Below are 18,361 nucleotides of genomic sequence, written 5' to 3' on the forward strand. Positions count from 1 at the left end.
CGAGGCCGATGCCGAGGCCAAGCTGAGCGCCACCGCCTCGAGTTCGACCGGCGGGGGCGCGAGGACGACGCGGTCAGGGGCCGGCGCGGCCTCGGCCCCCTCGGCGATGCGGTTGACGGCAAGGCCCTGGTGGGCGGCCTGCGTGCCGCCGGGATCGGCGGGCGGCACGCGCATCGGCCCCTCGAGCGCGCGGATCACGGGCACGCCCGAGACATCGCGCATGGTCAGCTGAAACGCCCAGACACCCATGCCCACCACGAGGCCGAGCGACACGATCGCCCCGGCCCAGTTCATCACGCTGCCCACGCGCGACGGCGCGTCGCCCCTGTCATGATGCGCGCCATGGACGCGCTGATCGTCGAAATACTCGAAGTCTGCCATAACCTGCCGTGCCTGACTGAAGGGGCCCGGTCGCGGAACACCGCGCGGGCCTCTTGCCTGCGTCGCCCGGTCGGCGGGAGGTCTTGCGCCTCACATCTTGTCGACCGGAGTTACCCCCAAGATACCAAGACCGTTGGAAATGACAATCGAAACGGCCCGGATCAGGGCCAATTTTCCGCGGCTGGCCGCCGGATCGTCCTCCTGCAGGAAGCGCAGCGACGGCTCGGCGTTGCCCTTGTTCCAGAGCGCGTGGAACTCGGACGCGAGGTCGTAGAGGTAAAAGGCCACCCGGTGCGGCTCATGGCTTTGGGCGGCGCTTTCGACAAGGCGCGGCCATTCGGCCAGCTTGGCGATTAGCGCCAGCTCGGCCGGGTCCGACAACACGGCAAGGTCATCCGCCCCGCCTGGAAACACATCGACCTCGGCGGCCTTGCGCATCACCGAACAGATCCGCGCATGGGCGTATTGCACGTAGAAGACGGGGTTGTCCTTGGACTGCTCGCGGACCTTGTCCACGTCGAAATCCAAGGGCGCGTCGTTCTTGCGCGTGAGCATCACGAAGCGCGTCACATCCGCGCCGACCATGTCCACGACATCGCGCAGCGTGACGAAGGTGCCCGCGCGCTTCGACATCTTCAGCTCTTCGTCGCCGCGCTTGAGCTTGACCAGCTGCGTCAGCTTGATGTCGAGCGGCACCCGGCTGTCCGACAGTGCCGCGACGGCGGCCTTCATCCGCTTCACGTAGCCGCCGTGATCGGCGCCGAAGACGTCGATCAGCTCGTCGAAGCCACGGGAAACCTTGTCGAAATGATAGGCGATGTCGGGGGCGAAATAGGTCCAGCCGCCGTCCGATTTCATCACCGGGCGGTCCACGTCATCGCCGAAATCGGTCGACTTGAAGAGCGTCTGCTCGCGCGGCTCCCAATCCTCGGGGGTCTTGCCCTTGGGCGGTTCCAGAACGCCCTCGTAGATCAGGCCCTTGCCGCGGAGATCGTCGAGAGCGGCCTCGATCCGGCCGGTGCCGTAGAGCGATTTCTCGGAGTAGAAGACATCCATCTCGACGCCCAGCGCCTTCAGGTCCTCGCGGATCAGCGCCATCATCCGGTCGGTGGCGAAATCGCGCACCTCGGCCAGCCATGTCTCTTCGGGCTGGCCCACGTAAGCCTTGCCCACCTCGGCGGCGAGCGCCTCGCCCACCTCGATCAGGTAGTCGCCGGGATAGGTGCCATCCTCGAAGGCGACGGTCTGGCCATGCGCCTCGAGGTAGCGGAGGTAGACCGACCGCGCCAGCACATCGACCTGCGCGCCGCCGTCGTTGATGTAGTATTCCCGCGTCACGTCATGGCCGGTGAAGGCCAGCAGGCTGGCCAGCGCATCGCCGAAGACCGCGCCCCGCGTGTGGCCGACATGCAACGGGCCGGTCGGGTTGGCCGAGACATATTCGACGTTCACGCGCCGCCCCTGCCCCATGTCGGAGCGGCCATAGGCCTCGGCGGCCTCGAGGATCGCGGCGACCTGCCCCTGCCATGCGGACGCCGTCAGCCGCAGGTTCAGGAACCCCGGCCCCGCCACCTCGGCCGAGGCGATCCGGGGATCATCGGCGAGCTTGGCGGCCAGCGCGGTGGCGATGTCGCGCGGCTTCAGGCCCGCGGGCTTGGCCAGCACCATGGCGGCATTGGTCGCCATGTCGCCATGGGCCGCATCGCGCGGCGGCTCGACCGCGACATTGCCCATGTCGAGCCCGGAGGGCAGCGCGCCCTCGGCGACGAGGGTATCGAGGGCTTTGAGCGTGGCGGCGTGGATGTCGGCGAAAAGCGTCATGGGGGCACCTGAAGGATCGGACCCCTGCCTCCTACCACGGCGGCGTCAGAGGTCAATCGCAGCGCGGGTAGGTAAAGGCGTAACCGTCGCGCACCATGATCAGCCCCTCGCGGCCCTGCATCAGCAACGCGCGGTAGGACCATGTCTCGCCCTCGCCGGAACAGGTGACGTCGAACAGCGTCGCCCCGTTCATGTCGCGCACCGCGACGGGGTTCTTCAACTGGCAGCTGCTTTCCCAGAAGCGGATGCTGCTGCCCTCGATGCTCAGGCGGCTGTCCGACACGCCGGCGGTGCAGCCGCCGGACTGGTAGACGCCGTCGAAGGATTGCGCCGCGGCGAGGCCGGGCAGGAGGGCAAGGACGAAAGCAAGGCGGATCATGCGAAGATACCTTTCCTGATCGGGGTGCCGCCGAACACGCGGCCATGGGTCTGCAAGGCGAAGCGGTCCGTCATGCCCGAGATATAGTCGCAGACGATCCGGGCCAGCTGCGTCTCGTCGCCCGCGATCTCCTCGACATCCTTGCGCCACTGTTTCGGCAGCTCCTCGGGATGGGCCATGAAATGCGGGAACAGCTCGCGCACCACGCGGGTGACCTCGACGCGCATCTCGACGACCGAGGGGGCGCGATACATGCGGTGAAAGAGGAAATCGCGGATCACCTTGAGATCGGCGAAGATCGGGTCGCTGAAGCGGATGATCGGGCGGCCCGCCGCGCGGATATCCCCGGCGCTCTGCGGGTCGAGCGCGGCCAGCTCGGCGCGGGCGTAGCCGATCACGTCCTCGACCAGCACGCCGAAGAAGCGGCGCAGCGCCTCGTGGCGGCGGCGGTAGTAGTTCAGGCCGGGATAGAGCGCGTCGACCTCGGCGAAACAGGCATCCAGAATGGGCAGCTCGGCCAGCTCGTCGGTCGAGAACAGCTCGGCCCGCAGCCCGTCATGCAGGTCGTGGTGGTTGTAAGCGACGTCATCGGCGATCGCCGCGACCTGCGCCTCGGCGCTGGCGTGGGTGTGCAGCTCGAGGTCATGGGCGTCGCAATAGGCGGCGAGCGCCCATGGGGTCGGCTCGGGCACGGGGCCGTTGTGCTTGGCGATCCCCTCGAGCGTTTCCCAGCTGAGGTTCAGCCCGTCGAACTCGGCATAGTGGCGTTCGAGATGGGTGACGATGCGAATGGCCTGCGCGTTGTGGTCGAAGCCGCCGTGGGGCGCCATCAGCGCCTGCAGCGCATCCTCGCCGGTGTGGCCGAAGGGCGGGTGGCCAAGGTCATGGGCCAGCGCCACGGCTTCCGTCAGTTCCTCGTCGAGGCCGAGCGCGCGGGCCATGGTGCGGGCGACCTGTGCCACCTCGATGCTATGCGTCAGGCGGGTGCGGAAATAATCGCCCTCATGCTCCACGAAGACCTGCGTCTTGTGCTTGAGGCGGCGAAACGCAGAGGCATGGATGATCCGGTCGCGGTCGCGCTGGAAAGGCGAGCGAAAGGTGCTTTCCTCCTCCGGAACGCGGCGGCCGCGGGTCCGGGTCGGGTCACAGGCATAGGGGGCACGCATCGGCCATCGCTCCGGGTTCTTGTCCGCCTCGATGCGGTTCATATATGCTGACTGTGAAAAATGCGACACCGCCCGAAGGAGCGCATGAGATGACCCTGACCCTGACCGTCCCGCCCAAGGTCACCCCCCGCGCCTTCGCGCGGCTGGCCGAAATCAACGAGGCCTCGGGCGAGGCCAAGGCGCTGCGCGTCGCGGTCGAGGGGGGCGGCTGTTCGGGATTTCAGTATGACATCAAGCTCGACGATCCTGCCGCCGATGACCTCGTGCTGGAACAGGACGGGCAAAAGGTGGTGGTCGACAGCGTCTCTCTGCCCTTCCTCGCCGACGCGGTGATCGACTTCACCGAGGAACTGATCGGCGCGCGGTTCACAATCGAGAACCCCAACGCGTCGTCCTCCTGCGGCTGCGGCACGTCTTTCTCGATGTAGGGGCCGTCTCGATGTGATCTTGCCCCCCTGCCCCGGCCCATGTGACAACCGCGGCAACACGGGGGACAGGCCATGAAGATCGCAACCTTCAACATCAACGGCATCAAGGCGCGGATCGAGGCGTTGAGCGACTGGCTGGGGGAATTCCAGCCCGACGTCGCCCTGCTGCAGGAGATCAAGTCGGTCGACGAGGGCTTTCCCCGAGAGCATTTCGAGGACATGGGCTACCGGGTCGAGACCCATGGGCAGAAGGGCTTCAACGGGGTGGCGATCCTGTCGCGGCTGCCGCTCGAGGACATCAGCCGCGGGTTGCCCGGCGACGAGAGCGACGAACAGGCGCGCTGGATCGAGGCGACCGTGATCGGCGATGCCGCGGCGGTGCGGGTCTGTGGCCTTTACCTGCCCAACGGCAACCCCGTGCCGGGGCCGAAATACGACTACAAGCTCGCCTGGATGGCCCGGATGGAAGCCCATGCCCGCGACCTGCTGGCGGGCGAGATGCCGGTGGTGCTGGCGGGCGATTACAACGTGATCCCGCAGGACGAGGATGCCGCGAAACCCGAAGCATGGCGCGAGGACGCGCTGGCCCTGCCGCAAAGCCGGGCGGCGTTCCGGCGCATCCTGAACCTTGGCTATACCGAGGCGATCCGCGCGCGGACGCAGGTCGCGGGGCTCTATTCCTTCTGGGATTACCAGGCCGGGGCCTGGGACCGGAACAACGGCATCCGCATCGACCACCTGCTTCTCAGCCCGCAGGCCGCGGACCTGATGCAGGATGCGGGCATCGAGAAGGCCGTGCGCGGGCGCGAGAAGCCCTCGGACCACGTGCCGGTCTGGATCGAGCTTGCCGCCTGACCCCGCGCACCACGCCGGGCATATGCCCCGCGCGCCGCGATATCCCTTGCACTCGAAACGGCTTGCCTGACGTCGCGTGACGCGTAACATGACCGTCACAGAAGCGCGTTAAGCGCCACGCGCAGGGGGGCCGCGAGGGCCCTTCTTCGTTTCCTGAACAGACATGCCGGCCCGGCCGGCTGGAGGAGATACCCCGATGAACATGCGTCATATCGCAACGGCCAGCGCCGTCAGCGTCCTTGCCCTGAGCACCGCCGCCGCGGCCCAGACCGAGATCGAGTTCTGGCACGCCATGGGTGGCCAGCTGGGCGAGCAGACCGATGCCTTCGCCACCGAGTTCAACGCCTCGCAGGACCAGTGCGTCGTCAATTCGGTCTACCAGGGCAACTACACCGAGACGATGACCGCCGCGATCGCCGCCTTCCGCGCGGGCGAGCAGCCGCAGATCGTCCAGGTCTTCGAGGTGGGCACCGCGACGATGATGTCGGCGGCCGACAACGGCGCCGTCTACCCGGTTCACCAGCTGATGGCCGACCAGGGCATCGCCTTTGACGAGGCGGATTACCTGCCCGGCGTGATCTCCTACTACTCCGACACCGAGGGCAACCTGCTGTCGCTGCCCTTCAACTCCTCCACCCCGGTGATGTGGGTCAACCTGACGCTGTTCGAGGAGAACGGCCTCGAGGTTCCGACGACCTGGGACGGCGTCATCGAAGCGGCCCGCGCCCTCAAGGCGGCCGGCGTCGCCTCGCCCTTCGGGCAGGGCTGGCAGAGCTGGACCATGATCGAGAACTTCTCGGCATGGCATGACATCCAGATCGGCACCAATTCGAACGGCTTCGGCGGCACCGACACCGAGCTGACGATCAACAACCCCGCCGTCGTGGCCCACATCCAGCGCCTGGCCGACATGGCCGAAGAGGGCCTTTACACCTATGGCGGCCGCCGCGGCGACTCGCGTCCGCAGTTCGTGAACGGCGAAGCGGCGATGTGGATCAACTCCTCGGCGTATTTCGGCGGCTTCGTGGCCGACATCCAGGACTTCGAGTTCACCCAGGTGCCGATGCCCATCGACACGAACGTCCGGGCCGAGCCGCAGAACTCGATCATCGGCGGCGCGACGCTTTGGGCCCTGCGCGGCCATGAGGATGCGGAATACGCCTGCACGGCGCAGTTCCTGAACTTCCTCTCGGATGCCGAGCGGCAGGCCGACTGGGCGCAGTCGACGGGTTATGTTCCGATCACGCTGGCCGCGGCCGAGCTGATGGAAGAGCGCGGCTTCTTCGCCGAGAACCCGGGCACCGACGTGGCGATCACCCAGCTGACGCTGAACCAGCCGACCGCCAACAGCGCGGGCCTGCGCTTTGGCAACTTCGTGCAGATCCGTGACGTGATCAACGAAGAGCTGGAGGCCGTCTGGTCGGGCACCAAGACCGCGGAAGAGGCGATGAACGCCGCCGTCGAGCGTGGCAACGATCTGCTGCGCCGCTTCGAAGCCGCGAACTGATCCAACACCCTGCGGTCGGGTGGGGGCGCGCCCCCTGCCCGACCGTTTCCTTTCAGGCAGGCCCAAATGCAGAAACGTGTCGTCTTCCAGAACCGCTGGCTGCCCTACCTGCTGGTGGCGCCGCAGATCGTGGTCACGCTGGTCTTCTTCATCTGGCCCGCCTACCAGGCGCTCGAAACCTCGTTCTACATCGAGGACGCCTTCGGCTTTTCCCGCACCTTCGTCGGGTTCGAGAATTTCACCCGTCTTTTCAACGACGCAGGCTATCTGCGCAGCTTCTGGACGACGCTGGTCTTCGGGCTGTCGGTCACCGTGCTGTCGATGTCCATGGCGCTGGCGCTGGCGGTGGCCGCCAACCGCGTCATCCGCTCGGCCACGACCTATCGCACCTTCCTGATCTGGCCCTACGCCGTCGCCCCCGCACTGGCGGGCGTGTTGTGGTTCTTCATGATGAACCCCTCGCTCGGCATCGTCGCCTACTGGCTCGAGGCGATCTGGGGTTATGACTGGAACCATTACGTGAACGGCAACCAGGCGCTTCTGATGGTGATCATCGCGGCGGCATGGAAGCAGATTTCCTACAACTTCCTGTTCTTCCTCGCGGGTCTCCAGTCGATCCCGAAATCCCTGATCGAGGCCGCGGCGATCGACGGGGCCAGCCCCACGCGGCGGTTCTGGACCATCGTCTTCCCGCTGCTGTCGCCGACCACCTTCTTCCTGCTGGTGGTGAACCTTGTCTATGCCTTTTTCGACACCTTCGCCATCATCCACGCGACGACAAGCGGGGGGCCCGCGGATGCCACCTCGATCCTCGTCTACAAGGTCTATTCCACGGGCTTCGTCGGTCAGGATTATGGGTCGAGCGCCGCGCAATCCGTGGTGCTGATGGCACTGGTCATCGCCATGACCTTCATCCAGTTCCGCTTCATCGAACGGAAGGTGCAATACTGATGGTCGAGAACCGCCCGATCTCGCAGATCCTGACGCATGTGGTGCTGATCCTCGGCATCGTTTTCCTGGGCTTTCCGGTCTGGATGGCGCTTGTCGCCTCGACCCACCCCGGCGAGGCGCTGGCGCAATCGCCGATCCCGATGTGGTTCGGCGACCAGGGCGTGGCCAACTACACCCAGCTCCTGACCGAGGGTTCGCCCGCCGTGGGGGGCGTGGCGCTTTCGACCATGCTGATGAACAGCCTGCTGATGGCGCTTGGCATCACCTTCGGGAAGATCGCCATTTCGCTCCTGTCTGCCTATGCCATCGTCTATTTCCGCTTCCCGTTCCGGATGCTCTTCTTCTGGCTGATCTTCATCACCCTGATGCTGCCGGTCGAGGTGCGGATCCTGCCGACCTATGACGTGGTCGCCTCGCTCGGGATGCTCAACAGCTACTCGGGCCTGATCATCCCGCTGATCGCGTCGGCGACCGCGACCTTCCTGTTCCGGCAGTTCTTCCTGACCATCCCCGACGAGCTGGTCGAGGCCGCGCGGATCGACCGCGCCGGGCCGATCCGGTTCTTCTGGGACATCCTCTTGCCGCTGTCGAAGACCAATATCGCGGCGCTCTTCATCATCCTCTTCATCTACGGCTGGAACCAGTATCTTTGGCCGTTCCTGATCACCACCGACCAGGACCTCTATACCATCGTCATGGGCATTCAGCGCATGGTGAACGTGGGCGAGGGCCTGCCGATCTGGCACCTGACGATGGGCACGGCGATCCTTGCCATGCTGCCCCCCGTCCTCGTGGTGCTGGCGATGCAAAGGCTCTTCGTGAAGGGCCTCGTGGAAAGCGAGAAGTAAGACATGGCCGAGTTGAACCTCAGAAACGTGGGCAAGACCTATCCGGGCGGCGTCAGCGCCGTTGCAGGGGCGACTGTCGAGATCGCGGACGGCGAGTTCATCGTGCTGGTCGGCCCCTCGGGCTGCGGCAAGTCCACGATCCTGCGGATGATCGCTGGGCTGGAAAGCATCACCGAGGGCGAGATCGAGATCGCGGGCCGCGTGGTGAACAAGCTTGAGCCGGGCGAGCGCGACATCGCCATGGTGTTCCAGAACTACGCGCTTTACCCGCACATGTCGGTGCGCCGGAACATGGAATACGGGCTGCGCAACCAGGGGATGCCCCGGCCCGAGATCGACAAGCGCATCGCGGCCGCCGCCGAGACGCTGCAGATCACCCAGTATCTCGACCGCAAGCCCCGGCAGCTGTCGGGCGGGCAGCGCCAGCGCGTCGCCATGGGCCGCGCCATCGTGCGCGAACCGGCGGTCTTCCTCTTTGACGAACCGCTCTCGAACCTCGACGCCAAGCTGCGCACGCAGCTGCGCGCCGAGTTGAAGGACCTGCACATGCGGCTGGGGGCGACCTTCGTCTTCGTCACCCATGACCAGGTCGAGGCGATGAGCCTGGCCGACCGCATCGTCATCATGTCCGAGGGCAGGATCGAGCAGATCGGCACGCCGATGGACCTCTATGAACGCCCCGCCAGCCGCTTCGTGGCCGAATTCATCGGCGCGCCGCCGATGAATGTCTACGAGATCGCCTCGCCCGCCGGACAGGCCGTGGCGGGGCTTGCGGGCGGTGCGCGCGCAGGTGCGGGCGCGGTGGGCGTGCGCCCCGAGGCGCTGCGCATCTCGCGCGAGGGGCCCGAGGCCGAGGTGATGCTGGTCGAGGCCTTGGGGGCCGAGACGCTGATCCACCTGCGCCTCGGCGGCGACCGCCTGATCCTGCGCGACGGGCGCGGCAGCCTGTTGAAGGAAGGCGGGCGCATCCACATCGGGGCCGATGCGGATGCGGTGACCTTTTTCGACGCCGAGGGCCGCAGCATGAGTGCAGCGGCCCCACAGCCCAGCCTGAGCGTGGTGGAGTGACCCCTACTCCGCCGCCTTCGGCGTCCTGTCCGCGGTGAGGGCGACCCAGGCGTCGAATTGCGACAGGAACACCCGGCCCGTCAGGTCATGGAGGAAATGCGATTTCTCCAACCGGTCCATCACCGGGCCCTTCACCTCGGACATGTGCAGCGCGATGTCGTTGTCCTTGAGCCGCAGGTTGAGCGCCTCGAGCGCCTCGAGCGCGGAGAAGTCGATCACGTTCACCGCCGAGCACATCAGGACAACGTGCCGGATCTCCTTGTCGTCGCTGATCCGGTCCAGAACGTAATCCTCGAGGAAGCGGGCGTTCGGGAAATACAGGCTCTCGTCGATGCGGATCGTCAGCACGGCGGGGTCGGTGTCGACCGCGTGGCGGTGGATGTTGCGGAAATGCTGCGTGCCGGGGACAAGGCCGACCTCGGCCACGTGCGGCTTCGAGGTCTTGTAGAGATGCAGCAGGATCGACAGGATCACGCCCGCCGAAACGCCGGTCTCCACGCCAAGGCCAAGGGTCAGCAGGATCGTGGCCGTGACGGCGGCGAAATCGGCCTTGGAATAGCCCCAGCTGGTCTTGAGGATCGAGAAATCCACAAGGGACAGGACCGCGACGATGATCGTGGCCGCCAGCGTCGCCTTGGGCAGGAAGAACACCAGCGGCGTCAGCGCCAGCGCCGCGATGGCAAGGCCCACGGCGGTGAAGGCGCCCGCCGCCGGCGTCTCGGCGCCCGCGTCGAAGTTGACGACCGAGCGCGCGAAGCCGCCCGTCACCGGGTAGCCCCCGGTGAAGCCCGCGCCGAGGTTGGCGGCGCCGAGGCCAATCAGCTCCTGATCCGGGTCGATGCGCTGGCGTTTCTTGGCGGCGAGCGTCTGGGCAACCGAGATCGACTCGACGAAGCCGATGACCGAGATCAGCAGCGCCGGGATGAAAAGCGCGCCGATGAGCTCGGGCGAGAAGCTCGGCATGGTCAGCGGCGGCAGCGATTGCGGCACCTCGCCCACGATGGCGACACCGCGATCGGCAAGGCCGAAGGCGAAGACGGCCAGCGTTGTGACCACGACCGCGGCGACCGGACCCGCCTTTTGCGCGACATCGGCAAGCTTGGGCTTCACGCCGCTCTTGATGAGCAGGGGCTTCAGCCCCTTGCGCACCCAGAACAGGAACAGCGTCGCCCCCACGCCGATGGCGATGGTGATCGGGTTGGCGTCGTTCATGTTCTCGTTGAGCGTATAGAGCACCTGCGGCAGCGTGTGGCCGTGGGCGTCGATGCCGAGGATGTGCTTGAACTGGCTCGCCGCGATCAGGATGCCCGACGCGGTGATGAAGCCCGCGATGACCGGGTGGCTCAGGAAATTGGCGAGAAAGCCCAGCTTCAGCAGGCCCATCGCCAAGAGGATACCGCCCGAGATGACCGCCAGCGTCAGCGCGGCGATGGCGTAGCCCGCCGTCCCCTGCTCGGCGACCTGCCCCACGGCGGCCGCCGTCATCAGCGAGACCACGGCGACGGGGCCCACGGCCAGCGCGCGCGAGGTACCGAAGATGGCATAAAGGATGATCGGCAGGATCGAGGCGTAAAGCCCCGCCTCGGGCGGCAGCCCGGCCAGCAGCGCATAGGCCAGCGACTGCGGGATCAGCATGATCGTGACGATCACCGCCGCGATCATGTCGTTCTGGAACGTGTCGCGGTTGTAGCTGCGCCCCCAGTCCAGCGCGGGGACATAGCGTTTCGCAAGGGCGGTGAGGTCGGTCTTCATGCCGGTCGGTCTTTCATGTGGTGGGGCGGCCCGAGGGGCCGGGCCGCCCGGAAGCGTCTCAGCGGGCGGTGACCTTCTCGGGTTTCACCATCCATTCCTTTCCGCGCAGCATCGCCTTCCAGTAGAAGGGCGGCAGCACGGTTTCCTTGAGGAACCAGGCCGCGCGGGTCGGCTTGGTGCCGTCGATCAGCCAGCGCGGGAAGCTGGGCAGAAGCGTGCCGCCGTAGCCGAATTCCGCCAGCACGATCTTGCCCTTCTCCACGGTCAGCGGACAGGAGCCGTAGCCGTTGTAGATCGCCGTGGGCGAGCGGCCCTCGATGTCGTCGGCCACGTTCTCGGCCACGATGGGGGCCTGCATCCGCGCCGCCGCCGCCGTCTTGGCGTTGGGCGCGTTCATCACGTCGCCGAGCGACCAGATGTTCTCGTGGGTCTTGTGGCGCAGCGTCGCCTGGTCCACGTCGACCCAGCCCGCGGCATCGGCCAGCGGCGACACGCGGATGAAATCGGGCGCAACCTGCGGCGGCACGACATGGAGCATGTCGAAGTCGACCTCGACGGTGCGGGCCTCCGTCTCGGGTTCCTTGACCTCGAACCACGCCTTTTTCGCCGGGCCGTCCACGGCCTTGAGATTGTGGAAGAAGTTCAGATCGGCCTTGTAGCGGTTCATGTAGGATTGCAGCGCGGGGACGTAATCCTTGACGCCGAAGAGCACGCCGCCCGCGTTCATGAACTGGATGTCGATCCGGTCGAGCACACCCTCGCGGTGCCAGTGGTCGCCCGAGAGATACAGCGCCTTTTGCGGCGCGCCGGCGCATTTGATCGGCATCGGCGGCTGGGTGAAGACGGCGCGGCCGCTCTTCATGCCTTTCACCAGCTCCCAGGTGTAGGGCGCGAGGTCGTAGCGGTAGTTCGAGGTCACACCGTTCTGGCCCAGCGTGTCCACCAGCCCCTCGACCCGGTTCCAGTCGAGCTTTAGGCCCGGTGCCACGATCAACCGGCGGTATTTCACCACGCGGCAGCCGTCGAGGATGACGGCGTTGTCCTTGGGCTCGAAGGCGGCGACGGCGGACTTGATCCAGTGGACCCCCGCGGGGATCAGGCTTCCCATCGTCTTGGCGGTCTTGGGTGCCTCGAAGATGCCGCTGCCGACCATGGTCCAGCCGGGCTGGTAGTAGTGGATATCGGCGGGGTCGATGATCGCCATCTCGAGATTGGGCTTGCGCGCCTTGAGCGAGGCGGCCACCGCGATGCCCGCGGCCCCGCCACCGACGATCACCACGTCGAACTGCGCATCGGCGCGGTCGGTGGGCGTCTTGCCGCCATTGGCGATGCGGCGCACGACGCCGCCCATGTCATAGCCCGCGGCCTGCGTCGCGGCGAGGATGTCGGCCACCGGCCTTGTCTTGGCGACCGCCAGCGACCACAGCGTCGCGGACCGCGTGCCGGTGCGGCAATAGGCGAGAACCGGGCCGGGCAGCTCTTCGAGCAGCTTGCCGAAGGCTTCGGCGTCCTCGTCCTGCACCTTGCCCGCCACGATGGGCAGATACCGCGCCTCGAGGCCGAGGGCCTTGGCCGCCGTCTCGATCTCTTCGAAATTGGGCTGGTCCATCCCCTCGCCGTCGGGGCGGTTGCAGATGATCGCGCGAAAGCCGTGATCCTTGGCGGTCTTCACGTCCTCTGCGGTGATCTGGGGGCTGACCGACAGGCCAGAATTGATCGTCCGGGCGTCCATGGCGGCGCCTCCTCCTCCTGAATACTCGCTCCCCTGGGGGATGCGGCGGGGGGCAAGCCTTCCCCCGCCGCTGGTCTGAAAGCTCAGAGCGCGTTGACCGGCACCTTGAGCATCGGGCGGCCGTCCTTGTCGGTCGGCACCGCGCCCGCGCGCATGTTCACCTGCAGCGAGGGGATGATCAGCTTGGGCATGTCGAGCTGGGCGTCACGCTCGGTGCGGAACTTGACGAATTCTTCCTTCGTCTTGCCGGCCCCCACGTGGATGTTGTGCGCCTTCTCGTCCGCGACGGTGGTCTCCCACTGGATGTCGCGGCCATTGGGTCCGTAGTCGTGGCACATGAAGAGCCGCATGTCGTCGGGCAGGGCCAGCACCTTCTGGATGCTGTCGTAAAGCGTGCCCGCATCCCCGCCGGGGAAGTCGGCGCGTGCCGAGCCGCCATCGGGCATGAACAGCGTGTCCCCGACGAAGGCCGCGTCACCCATGACATGCGTCATGCAGGCGGGCGTGTGGCCCGGCGTGTAGATCGCAAAGGCGCGCAGGCCGCCGATCTCGTAGGTGTCGCCGTCCTCGAACAGGGCGTCGAACTGCGAGCCGTCGCGCTGGAACTCGGTGCCTTCGTTGAAGACCTTGCCGAAGGTGTCCTGCACCACGGTGATGTTCTTGCCGATGCCGATCTTGCCGCCCAGCTTTTGCTGGATGTAGGGCGCGCCCGACAGGTGGTCGGCGTGGACATGGGTCTCGATCAGCCACTCGACCTTGAGGCCCTTCTCCTGGACATAGGCGATGATGGCGTCGGCGCTCTCGTAGCTGATGCGACCGGCGGCATAGTCGATGTCCATCACGCTGTCGACGATGGCGCAGCTGTTGGAGTTGGGGTCCTTCACGACATAGGAAATCGTGTTGGTGGCGGGGTCGAAGAAGGGTTCGACCTCGGGGCGGATGTTCATGTTGACGGAATTGTCGGTCATGGTCGTCTCTCCTCGGGGTGAATCTTGGGTGGATCCGTATGGATCATGCGGCGGCGGGTTTGGGCCGCGACAGGTTTTGCAGGGCACGGGCACCGAAGATGCCCACGAGCATGGCTGCGGTGAAGGCGAAGACCTCCCAGCGGCCGGTGCCCAGTGCCGGAAGGGCGCCACCGGGGCAGAAGCCCGCGATGCCCCAGCCGATGCCGAAGACCGCCGAGCCGCCAAGCAGCCGCGCATCGAGATTGCGCGCGGTCGGCACGTTGAACTTGCCCTCGAACAGGGGCCGCGCACGGCCGAAGACGAGGCGGTAGCCGATGGCCGTGGTCACGAGCGCACCGCCCATCACGAAGGCAAGGCTGGGGTCCCAGCTGCCCGCGACGTCGAAGAAGTTGATGACCTTGGCGGGGTTCGCCATGCCCGACACGACGATGCCGGTGCCGAAGATCACGCCGACGAGGTATACGAGGATCAGGTGCATGGGGATTACCCTCCGATCACGTGGCGGACGACATAGACGGTCGCCGCGGTGGTTGCCATGAAGGTCAGCGTGGCCGCGATGGACCGCGGCGACAGCCGCGCCATGCCGCAGACGCCGTGGCCCGACGTGCAGCCCGAGCCGTAGGTCACGCCGACGCCGACGATGACGCCGCCCAGAAGCAGCATGGGCGTCGAGGCGGGAACGGTGATCTCGGGCATGCCGCCCGTGGCCAGCCAGTAGACGGCGGGGCCGGTCACCATGCCCAGCAGCACCGCGATGCGCCAGCTTGCGTCATGCAGCGAGGCCGGCGCGAAGATCCCGGCCAGGATGCCGGTCGCGCCCATCACGCGGCCGATGACCAGCATCAGAAGCGTGGCCGCAAGGCCGATCAGCACACCGCCGCCAAGCGATTGCCAAGGGGTGAACGCGGTCTCGATCATGCCCGACCTCCTGCGATGGGAGTGGCGCATGCAAATATAATGGCAGTCATTGGGACTGTCTCCTTCCTGTTCGCTGGAGCATGGATACCGAGTCGCGCCCCGCCAATCAGTGACCTAGTCACACAAGGCGGCAGCTTTGGTGGCCCGGCCAGGAAAGACCCGCCAACCAATTGTATATGAACAGATTTTTTCGCGAAAAAAATTCGCCCGGCAGGTCGGCTGACTTGCGCCGCCTGCCCGGCTCAGGTCTCGGCCAGCTTCCGCAGCCCGTCGCAGTCGAGAATCTCGACCGTGCCGCGACCCTGCGCGATCCAGCCGCGGCGCTGGAACTCGGCCAGTTGGCGCGAGATCACCTCGCGCGCGGTGCCAAGCTCGGCGGCCAGTTGCGCATGCGTCGCTTTCAGCACGCCGGTATCGGCGCGCTCGATGATCTTCTGCGCAAGGCGGATGTCCATCCGGCGAAAGGCGATGTCCTCGATCACGTGGAACAGGTCCGTGATGCGGCGCGAATAGGCGCGAAAGACGAAGTTACGGAATTCCTTGGAGGTCGAGACCAGGTCGTCGAACACCGCCCGCGGGATCGCGGCGGCCGTGATGTCGGTCTCGGCCACGCCCTCGGCGGCGTAATCCTCGTAGGCGAGCATGCAGGCCGTGGTCAGCACGCAGCTTTCGCCCGCGGTGACGCGATACAGCACCACCTCGCGCCCACTTTCGGCCAGTTGCTGCACCCGCACCGTGCCGTCGAGCAGCAACAGCATGTTGTCGGGCGATTTGCCCGGACCGAAGATCACCGTGTTGGCGGGCACGCGGATCACCTGGCTGCGCGCGGTCAGCACGTCGCGGATGCGCGGCTCGAGACGGCTCAGACCCTCGAACCGGTCGATCCAGTCGTGCTGTTCGGCAATGGCGGGCATGGCAAGGCGTCCTTCGCGGCGGTCAGATCATCCTGCCTGCATTCCGCGCCGCCTTCAATCGCATCCCCCCGCGGCACTCCGCCCTCCCCGATGCAGATCGCGTCGCGGCATGGGTGGACAGCGCCGCAATCGTCTCCATACTCGCGTCAACAATCACAACCGACCGGGAGTAACCACAATGTCCACCCGCATCGCCGCCTTCGGCGCGGCCCTTCTGGCGACCACCGCCCTGAGCGCCACGGCCCTTTCGGCCGAAACGCTGCGTTGGGCGCGCGCCTCCGAGGCGCTGACCCTCGACCCGCATTCGCAGAACGAGGGGCCGACGACGACCCTCATGCACCAGATCTACGAGCCGCTGATCGTGCGCAACCACCGCGGCGAGATGGAGCCGGCGCTGGCGACCGCCTGGGAGCCGTCGACCGAGAACCCGAACGTCTGGGTCTTCACGTTGCGTGAAGGCGTCACCTTCCACGGCGGGCAGGCCTTCACCGCCGAAGACGTGGTCTTTTCGCTCGACCGGGCGCGGACCGAGACCTCGAACTTCAAGGAGCTTCTGACCGGCGTGACCGAAGTGCGCGCCACCGGCGAGCACACCGTCGAGATCGTGACCGACGGGCCGAACCCGCTGCTGCCCAACAACCTGACCAACATCATGATGATGGACGCGGGCTGGGCCGCCGAGAACGGCGCCGAAGCGGTGCAGGATTACGCCGCGGGCGAAGACACCTATGCCGCGCGCAACACCAACGGCACCGGCCCCTTCGTGCTGCAGAGCCGCGAGGCCGACGTGCGCACGGTGATGACGCAGAACCCCGATTACTGGGGCGCGGGCGCGTTCCCGATGGACGTGACCGAGATCGTCTTCACGCCGATCCAGAACCCCGCGACCCGCGTCGCGGCGCTTCTGACCGGCGAGGTGGATTTCATCCAGGACGTGCCGGTGCAGGACCTTCAGCGCGTGTCGGATGCCGACGGCATCGGTCTGGCCACCGCGGCGCAGAACCGGGTGATCTTCTTCGGCATGAACGTGGGCGACGACGACCTGACGCTCGACAATGTCGAGGGGGCCAACCCGCTGGCCGATGTGCGCGTGCGGCTGGCGATGGACATCGCCATCAACCGCGAGGCCATCCAGCAGGTCGTGATGCGCGGCCAGTCGGCCCCCGCGGGCGTGATCTCGCCGCCGCCGGTGAACGGCTGGACCCCCGAGCTGGACGCCTACCCGGCCTATGACGTGGCGGCCGCCCGCGCGCTGATGGCCGAGGCGGGCTATGCCGACGGGTTCTCGATCCAGCTCGACTGCCCCAACGACCGCTACGTCAACGATGAGGCGATCTGCCAGGCGGCGGTCGGCATGCTGGCGCAGATCGGCATCACCGTGAACCTCTCGGCGCTGCCGCGTGCGCAGCACTTCCCGCTGATCGCCAACCTCGAGACGGATTTCTACCTGCTCGGCTGGGGCGTTCCGACCTATGACGCGGAATACATCTTCAACTTCCTCTACCACACCCAGACCGAGGGCCGCGGTTCGTGGAACGGCACGCGCTACTCTAACCCCGAGATGGACGCGATGATCCAGTCGCTGACCTCGAACACCGACCTTGCGGCGCGCAACCAGACCATCGCGGACCTGTTCGCCATGGCCGAGGAAGAGCTGATCTACATCCCGATCCACAACCAGGTGCTCAACTGGGGCATCGCCGATGCCTGGAGCACCGACGTGGACGCCGATGACAGCGTGAAGTTCAAGTATTTCGAACTGAACTGATCCCGTCTTTCGGGACCGACAGGAAACCGTCCCGGTGCGCCGGGGCGGTTTTTTGCTGCGCCAGGTGCCCCGCACTTGTCGTCGGCCCGCACCCTTGTAGGGTGGCCGCCGACCTGATCGGAGCCCAAGGTGAGGATGGGATGACGAGACGAAAGCGACTGACAGCCCTGCTGGCGCTCATGGTCCTTGCCCCGCCCGCCCTCGCCGAGGACCGGCTGGACGGGTTGCAGATCGGCACGGGCGAGGCCGTGACCATCGTCATGTTCCATGGCGACGAGGGGCGCGGCGGGGATGTCTCGGCCAATTTCGCCTTCGGCGCCGAGATCGCCCGCCGCCTGCCCGACGCCACCATCCACATGTTGCTGCGCCCCGGCTATGAAGACCCCTGGGGCCGCCGCAGCCCCGGCGAGAATTTCGGGCGGCGCGACCAGTATACGCTGGAGAACGCGGCCCTGATCGCCGCCAACCTGCGCCGCCTGCGCGGCGATGCCCCGCTGATCGCGGTGGGGCATTCGGGCGGGGCCGCCCAGCTTGCGCTGGCGCTGTCGCTCGACGAGGGCGCCGTGGACGAGGCGATCCTCGTCGCCTGCCCCTGCGACCTCGCCATGTGGCGCGAGATGAATCCGGATTGGCCCGAGGGCACGCTGACGCGCTCGGTCTCGGCCACCGCCGTGGCCGCCCCGACCGCCGCACGGATCACGCTGATCACCGGCGAGGCCGACACGGTCACGCCCGCGCCGCTTGCCGAAAGCTATGCGCGCCACGTGCAGGAGGCAGGCGGCATGGCCGATCTGCGGATCGTGCCGGGCGGCGATCACGCGGGCAACCGCGCGCTGTCGGGCGAATGGCTCGGCGCAATCTTCAGCGCGCGCGAGAGGGTTCTGACGGACGAGCGGTAACCCCCC

Annotated in this window: 17 protein-coding genes and 1 pseudogene; 8 read left to right on the forward strand and 10 right to left on the reverse strand. The window is 66.8% G+C overall.

The window, feature by feature from the left end; all coding sequences use genetic code 11:
• From QQK83_RS14335 to QQK83_RS14350, 4 genes and pseudogenes are all read right to left on the reverse strand, one after another.
• Positions 1–381 (reverse strand): annotated as a pseudogene (locus QQK83_RS14335) (SPOR domain-containing protein); the annotation flags it as partial.
• 90 nt (positions 382–471) lie between these two features.
• Positions 472–2,202, reverse strand: a complete 1,731-nt coding sequence (gene argS, locus QQK83_RS14340; RefSeq protein ID WP_284265340.1) for an arginine--tRNA ligase — start codon at positions 2,200–2,202, stop codon at positions 472–474.
• 52 nt (positions 2,203–2,254) lie between these two features.
• Positions 2,255–2,581: a hypothetical protein gene (locus tag QQK83_RS14345; RefSeq protein WP_284265342.1), complete on the reverse strand. Its 327-nt coding sequence runs from the start codon at positions 2,579–2,581 to the stop codon at positions 2,255–2,257.
• Entirely contained in the window at positions 2,578–3,747 is a 1,170-nt protein-coding gene (locus QQK83_RS14350) for a deoxyguanosinetriphosphate triphosphohydrolase (protein ID WP_284265391.1), read from the reverse strand. The genes QQK83_RS14345 and QQK83_RS14350 overlap by 4 nt, the downstream gene beginning before the upstream one ends.
• 89 nt (positions 3,748–3,836) lie before the next feature.
• Here QQK83_RS14350 and QQK83_RS14355 point away from each other — a divergent pair, with 89 nt between their 5' ends.
• From QQK83_RS14355 to ugpC, 6 genes are all read left to right on the forward strand, one after another.
• Positions 3,837–4,175, forward strand: coding sequence for a HesB/IscA family protein (locus tag QQK83_RS14355; RefSeq protein WP_284265344.1), 339 nt, complete (start codon positions 3,837–3,839; stop codon positions 4,173–4,175).
• Positions 4,176–4,247: 72 nt separating this feature from the next.
• Positions 4,248–5,030 carry an exodeoxyribonuclease III gene (gene xth, locus QQK83_RS14360; RefSeq protein ID WP_284265346.1) on the forward strand — a complete coding sequence of 261 codons (783 nt, stop codon included), beginning with the start codon at positions 4,248–4,250 and terminating at the stop codon, positions 5,028–5,030.
• A 196-nt stretch (positions 5,031–5,226) separates the two neighbouring features.
• A complete protein-coding gene (gene ugpB / locus QQK83_RS14365; protein ID WP_284265347.1) occupies positions 5,227–6,537 on the forward strand; it encodes a sn-glycerol-3-phosphate ABC transporter substrate-binding protein UgpB in 1,311 nt (436 codons plus the stop codon).
• A 66-nt stretch (positions 6,538–6,603) separates the two neighbouring features.
• A complete protein-coding gene (gene ugpA / locus QQK83_RS14370; protein ID WP_284265348.1) occupies positions 6,604–7,488 on the forward strand; it encodes a sn-glycerol-3-phosphate ABC transporter permease UgpA in 885 nt (294 codons plus the stop codon).
• On the forward strand, positions 7,488–8,336 hold the full coding sequence (gene ugpE / locus QQK83_RS14375; RefSeq protein ID WP_284265349.1) for a sn-glycerol-3-phosphate ABC transporter permease UgpE: 849 nt from the start codon (positions 7,488–7,490) through the stop codon (positions 8,334–8,336). The genes ugpA and ugpE overlap by 1 nt, the downstream gene beginning before the upstream one ends.
• Positions 8,337–8,339: 3 nt before the next feature.
• Positions 8,340–9,404, forward strand: coding sequence for a sn-glycerol-3-phosphate ABC transporter ATP-binding protein UgpC (ugpC, locus tag QQK83_RS14380; RefSeq protein ID WP_284265351.1), 1,065 nt, complete (start codon positions 8,340–8,342; stop codon positions 9,402–9,404).
• A 3-nt stretch (positions 9,405–9,407) separates the two neighbouring features.
• On the opposite strand, the gene QQK83_RS14385 is transcribed toward ugpC, so the two are convergent.
• From QQK83_RS14385 to QQK83_RS14410, 6 genes are all read right to left on the reverse strand, one after another.
• Entirely contained in the window at positions 9,408–11,156 is a 1,749-nt protein-coding gene (locus QQK83_RS14385; RefSeq protein ID WP_284265352.1) for a SulP family inorganic anion transporter, read from the reverse strand.
• 58 nt (positions 11,157–11,214) lie between these two features.
• Positions 11,215–12,888 (reverse strand): bifunctional protein tyrosine phosphatase family protein/NAD(P)/FAD-dependent oxidoreductase, encoded by a 1,674-nt coding sequence (locus tag QQK83_RS14390; protein WP_284265355.1) that lies wholly within the window; start codon positions 12,886–12,888, stop codon positions 11,215–11,217.
• Between the two features lie 83 nt (positions 12,889–12,971).
• Entirely contained in the window at positions 12,972–13,856 is an 885-nt protein-coding gene (locus QQK83_RS14395; protein ID WP_284265357.1) for an MBL fold metallo-hydrolase, read from the reverse strand.
• 43 nt (positions 13,857–13,899) lie between these two features.
• Complete coding sequence (locus tag QQK83_RS14400; protein ID WP_284265359.1) at positions 13,900–14,334, reverse strand: DUF6691 family protein; 435 nt, start codon at positions 14,332–14,334, stop codon at positions 13,900–13,902.
• Positions 14,335–14,339: 5 nt separating this feature from the next.
• Positions 14,340–14,774: a YeeE/YedE family protein gene (locus QQK83_RS14405; protein WP_284265361.1), complete on the reverse strand. Its 435-nt coding sequence runs from the start codon at positions 14,772–14,774 to the stop codon at positions 14,340–14,342.
• Between the two features lie 242 nt (positions 14,775–15,016).
• Entirely contained in the window at positions 15,017–15,688 is a 672-nt protein-coding gene (locus QQK83_RS14410; protein WP_284265363.1) for a Crp/Fnr family transcriptional regulator, read from the reverse strand.
• 178 nt (positions 15,689–15,866) lie between these two features.
• Here QQK83_RS14410 and QQK83_RS14415 point away from each other — a divergent pair, with 178 nt between their 5' ends.
• The gene (locus QQK83_RS14415; RefSeq protein WP_284265366.1) at positions 15,867–17,456 is read left to right on the forward strand and encodes an ABC transporter substrate-binding protein; all 1,590 of its coding nucleotides are present in this window, start codon (positions 15,867–15,869) and stop codon (positions 17,454–17,456) included.
• A gap of 140 nt (positions 17,457–17,596) precedes the next feature.
• Positions 17,597–18,355, forward strand: coding sequence for an alpha/beta fold hydrolase (locus QQK83_RS14420; RefSeq protein WP_284265368.1), 759 nt, complete (start codon positions 17,597–17,599; stop codon positions 18,353–18,355).
• The last annotated feature ends 6 nt before the right edge of the window (positions 18,356–18,361 follow it).

The sequence above is a fragment of the Roseicyclus amphidinii genome (genome assembly GCF_030163755.1).
Classification (GTDB): domain Bacteria; phylum Pseudomonadota; class Alphaproteobacteria; order Rhodobacterales; family Rhodobacteraceae; genus Roseicyclus; species Roseicyclus amphidinii.